Here is a 3,817-nt window from a genome sequence, read left to right as displayed (position 1 = left end):
CCACGGACCGGCCGCGCCCGGACGGCCGGGAGGTCGCGGAGTCGTTCGACGCGGTGCGCCGGGTGGGCAGGCTCGTGATGGCCGATGTCTCGACGTACGAAGAGGGGCTGCGGGCGGCGGGCTTGGGCGCCGACCTGATCGGCACCACTCTCTCCGGCTACACCCTCCGCTCCCCCGCCCCCGGCGGCGGCCCGGACCTCGACCTGGTCGAGCGGCTGGCGGCGGGGGTGCGGGTGCCGGTGCTGGCGGAGGGCCGGATCGGCACGCCGGCCGAGGCGGCGGAGGCGCTGGCGCGAGGCGCGTACGCGGTGGTGGTCGGCACGGCGATCACCCACCCGACGACCCTCGCGCGCCACTTCGCCACCGCACTCGCGGCCACCCCCGGCGCGCAGCCTGACGACTGACCGATGACATCTGACGGATGACAGATGACCGTCATCGTCAGCGAGACATCGCCACCGCCTACGGCACCCGCGCCGAGGGTCCGCCGCCCCGTCCTCAGCCGTGGTAGGTGATATAGCCGTTGCCGTCCCGGTCGTTGCGGCTCTTGGTGTACTTGTGCACGTCCGCGCGGCTGCCGCTGGACTTGACGAGGTAGATCGTGTCCTTGTCGTTGTTCCACATGAAGTTGCAGTTGTCGCGGTAGACGACGTTGTCGGCGTCGGAGTCGCGGCCGTTCCCGCCCCGCAGCTTCACCTGGTCGCCGGGCTGGAGGTAGTGGTTCGCGCGGAACTTGAAGCGGTTGCCGGCGGCGTCCTTGACGACCCATCCTTTCAGGTTCACGGTCCGGCTGGACGAGTAGTTCTTGATCGCGAGGTACTCCTTGTGCGTGTTCCCGCCGGAACACCTGTTGGAGTCCCGGCCGGGCGCGTCGTACTGGACGCCGCGGACCTTCAGCGGCGAGCTGTACTCGGCGGCCTGGGCCGGAGTGGCGGCGAGCATCGCCAGCGCGCCGCCGGCGGCGGCGATGGCGGTGACGGCTGCGTGGTTGCGCATGTTGCGAACCCCCCATGTCTCGATTCGGCAGGAGGTTATGCGCGTAGCGCCCCGCGGCGGGCGTGCCGAGAGGGCATCCGGAACGGCCCCTTCGGCCCTTGTGCCGTACGCCCGGAAGCCGCCGCTACGCGACGCCCAGCCCGGCCGCGTCCGGCGCGAAGACCGTCATCCAGTGCGGGTCGAGGCGGTAGAAGACGACCTCCTCGTCCCAGCGGAAGGCGTCCTCGCCGTAGAAGTCCTTGAAGTACGCGAGGAGTTCCGGCCATGCGGGGTCGGGCTCCCCGCTCTCGGGGTTGAGGGTGACCGCGTCGCCGTGGGTGAACACGCCGAGTTCCTCGCCGCGCATGTGGGCCGCGCTGGCGGCGGGGCGGGCGGCGAGGTGCCGGGCCTTGGCCGCGGTGCGGGCGGTGCCGAAGTACCAGGTGCCGTGGAGGAAGTGGCCGTCGGCGCCGCTGATGCGGGGTTCGCCCTTGGCGGTCACGGTCGACAGGGCGAGGGTGCACATGCCGGTGAGTACCCGGGTGAGCTGTTCCGCGGTCAGCGTGCGGTCGGTCCTGATGATCGAGCGCAGGTGGCCGGTGGAGCGGGTCAGGGAGGTGTCGAGGAGTTCCTGGAGCCGGCGGAGTTCTTCGGGGGTTTCGCGCATCCGGTCACGGTAGCGGGGGCGGGATGCGGGCCGGCGGCCCTGGGGCCGGTGTCCTCGCGGGTTCGTCACATCGGTGTGTTCCCGCCGGTCAGATACATGACTGGTTGCGGGGAGAGGACCGGAGCGTTGACGAATGGACAAGACTGGCTGGCGGAGCGCTTCGAGAGCGACCGGCCCCGGTTGCGCGCGGTGGCGTACCGGATGCTGGGTTCGGTCGCGGAGGCCGACGACGCCGTCCAGGAGGCGTGGATCCGGCTCAGCCGCTCGGATGTCGGCAAGGTGGAGAACTTCGGTGGCTGGGTCACGACGATCGTCGCCCGGGTGTCGCTGAACATGCTGAAGTCCCGCAGGTCGCGGTCGGAGTTGCCGATGGACACGACGGACGGGGGCGGTCCGCGGGACGATCTGCCGCCGGACGATCCGGAGGAGGAGGCGGTCATCGCCGACTCGGTCGGGTTGGCGCTGCTGGTCGTCCTCGACACGTTGACGCCGGCGGAGCGGCTGGCGTTCGTGCTGCACGACATGTTCGCGGTGCCCTTCGAGGAGATCGCGGCGATAGTCGACCGCTCCCCCGCGGCGGCCCGGCAGTTGGCCAGCCGGGCGCGGCGCCGTGTGCGGCGGTCGACTCCGTCGGAGCGGCGGGGGGAGAGTTTCGGCGTGTACGACGCCGCGGGCTCTTTCGCGCCGGGGAAGTCGGAGCTGGCGACGGCTTTTCTCGCGGCGTCCCGGGAGGGGAATTTCGAGGCGCTGCTGGCGATGCTGGATCCGGACATCGTGTTGCGTACGGATGCGGCGGCGGTGCGGATGAGTCTGGAGGCGGGGATGCGCGGGATGCATCCGATCACGGATGTGGCGGAGATCCGCGGGGCGGATGCGGTGACGCGGGTGTTCGCGGGGCGGACGTGGAATCCTGCGCCGGCGCGGATCGACGGTGCGGCGGGGCTGGTGTGGCTGGTGCGCGGGCGGCCGCATGTGGCGTTCTGTTTCGCGGCGGAGAACGGCAGGATCACGGCGATCGACATCAGGGCGGATCTCGCCGGTCTCGGTATCGTTTTCGCGTAGGGGGCCTCGCGGCTGTGGCGGGCTGTAGCAGGAATCTGCTGGTGACGGCGCCTGTCGGCGGTCGCATCTGCGACCTAGGGTGTGCGCATGGACGAATCTACCGATCTCACCGAGCAGTTGATTGATTTATCGGTCGGCTATCTGCGGTCTGCCGCGCTGCATGCGGCGGCGCACTGGCGGATCGCGGATCTGCTGGCCGACGGTCCGCGCAGTGCGGACGACCTGGCCGCGGAGGCGGGGCTCGACGCCTCGCATCTGGCGCGGGTGCTGCGCTATCTGGCGGCCCACGGTGTTTTCCGGCAGGAGGACGACGGCCGGTTCGCGCTGACGCCGCTTGCGGGGTTGCTGCGTGACGATGTGCCGGGGTCGATGCGCGCCTACGTGGATGTGCACGGTCACGACATCTTCTTGCGGTCGGCGACGGGGCTCGTCGACGCGATGCGTACCGGGGGGAATCCTTTCGAGGACGCTTTCGGTATGCCCTTCTACCAGTATCTGTTCGCGAACCGCGAGCTGGGCATGAAGTTCGACACGAGTATGGCGTCGTTCTCGGAGGCGTTGAGCGATCAGGTCGCCGCGGCGTACGACTTCGGGTCGGCGCGCAAGGTGGTGGACGTCGGCGGCGGTCGCGGCGGGCAGTTGCGGGCCATTCTGCGGCGCAATCCGCATCTTGAGGGCACGCTGATGGATCTCGAACCGGTGGTGGCCGGCCATGTGCTGGACGAGCCGGAGTTGGCGGGCCGGTGGAGTGCGGTGGGGGGCGACTTCTTCTCGGCGGTGCCGGAGGGGGGCGACGTCTATCTGCTGAAGCACGTGCTGGCGAGTTGGCCGGACGAGAAGTGCGTGCAGATCCTGGAGATGTGCCGGCGCGCCATGCCGGACGACGGCCGGCTGCTCATGGTCAACGCGCTGGTGCCGGAGGGCAACGAGCCGCATCCGAGCAAGACGGTGGACATGACGATGCTGACCGTGCTGAACGGCAAGGGCAGGACGCAGGCGGAGTACGAGGAGCTGATGCGCAAGGCGGGGCTGGCGTCGTCCCGGGTGCTGCATGTCTCGCCGCACGCCGCGATTATCGAGGCGGCGAAGGGCTGAGTTCCGGCCGGTCGCCCG

Annotated in this window: 4 protein-coding genes and 1 pseudogene; 3 read left to right on the top strand and 2 right to left on the bottom strand. The window is 70.2% G+C overall.

Annotated elements, in window-relative coordinates; all coding sequences use genetic code 11:
• Nucleotides 1-404: pseudogene (locus tag H5J30_RS21465) on the top strand (N-acetylmannosamine-6-phosphate 2-epimerase); the annotation flags it as partial.
• Nucleotides 405-498: 94 nt separating this feature from the next.
• Here the strand turns inward: H5J30_RS21465 and H5J30_RS21460 are convergent.
• Both H5J30_RS21460 and H5J30_RS21455 read right to left on the bottom strand, forming a co-directional pair.
• The gene (locus H5J30_RS21460; RefSeq protein WP_181789021.1) at nucleotides 499-996 is read right to left on the bottom strand and encodes a lamin tail domain-containing protein; all 498 of its coding nucleotides are present in this window, start codon (nucleotides 994-996) and stop codon (nucleotides 499-501) included.
• 124 nt (nucleotides 997-1,120) lie between these two features.
• A complete protein-coding gene (locus H5J30_RS21455; protein ID WP_181789020.1) occupies nucleotides 1,121-1,642 on the bottom strand; it encodes a pyridoxamine 5'-phosphate oxidase family protein in 522 nt (173 codons plus the stop codon).
• A gap of 96 nt (nucleotides 1,643-1,738) precedes the next feature.
• Here H5J30_RS21455 and H5J30_RS21450 point away from each other — a divergent pair, with 96 nt between their 5' ends.
• The gene (locus H5J30_RS21450) at nucleotides 1,739-2,704 is read left to right on the top strand and encodes a sigma-70 family RNA polymerase sigma factor (protein WP_181789019.1); all 966 of its coding nucleotides are present in this window, start codon (nucleotides 1,739-1,741) and stop codon (nucleotides 2,702-2,704) included.
• Nucleotides 2,705-2,791: 87 nt separating this feature from the next.
• Nucleotides 2,792-3,799 carry a methyltransferase gene (locus H5J30_RS21445; RefSeq protein ID WP_181789018.1) on the top strand — a complete coding sequence of 336 codons (1,008 nt, stop codon included), beginning with the start codon at nucleotides 2,792-2,794 and terminating at the stop codon, nucleotides 3,797-3,799.
• Nucleotides 3,800-3,817: the final 18 nt, after the last annotated feature.

Source organism: Streptomyces phytophilus (assembly GCF_013870535.1).
Classification (GTDB): domain Bacteria; phylum Actinomycetota; class Actinomycetes; order Streptomycetales; family Streptomycetaceae; genus Streptomyces; species Streptomyces phytophilus.
Note: the sequence above shows the minus strand (reverse complement) of the source record. Positions and strands in the feature narration are given on the sequence as shown.

Excerpts from the sequence above, each read along its gene's own strand:
- H5J30_RS21460 (WP_181789021.1), bottom strand. The coding sequence starts at position 996 with ATGCGCAACCACGCAGCCGTCACCGCCATCGCCGCCGCCGGCGGCGCG.
- H5J30_RS21455 (WP_181789020.1), bottom strand. The coding sequence starts at position 1,642 with ATGCGCGAAACCCCCGAAGAACTCCGCCGGCTCCAGGAACTCCTCGAC.
- H5J30_RS21450 (WP_181789019.1), top strand. The coding sequence starts at position 1,739 with ATGACTGGTTGCGGGGAGAGGACCGGAGCGTTGACGAATGGACAAGAC.
- H5J30_RS21445 (WP_181789018.1), top strand. The coding sequence starts at position 2,792 with ATGGACGAATCTACCGATCTCACCGAGCAGTTGATTGATTTATCGGTC.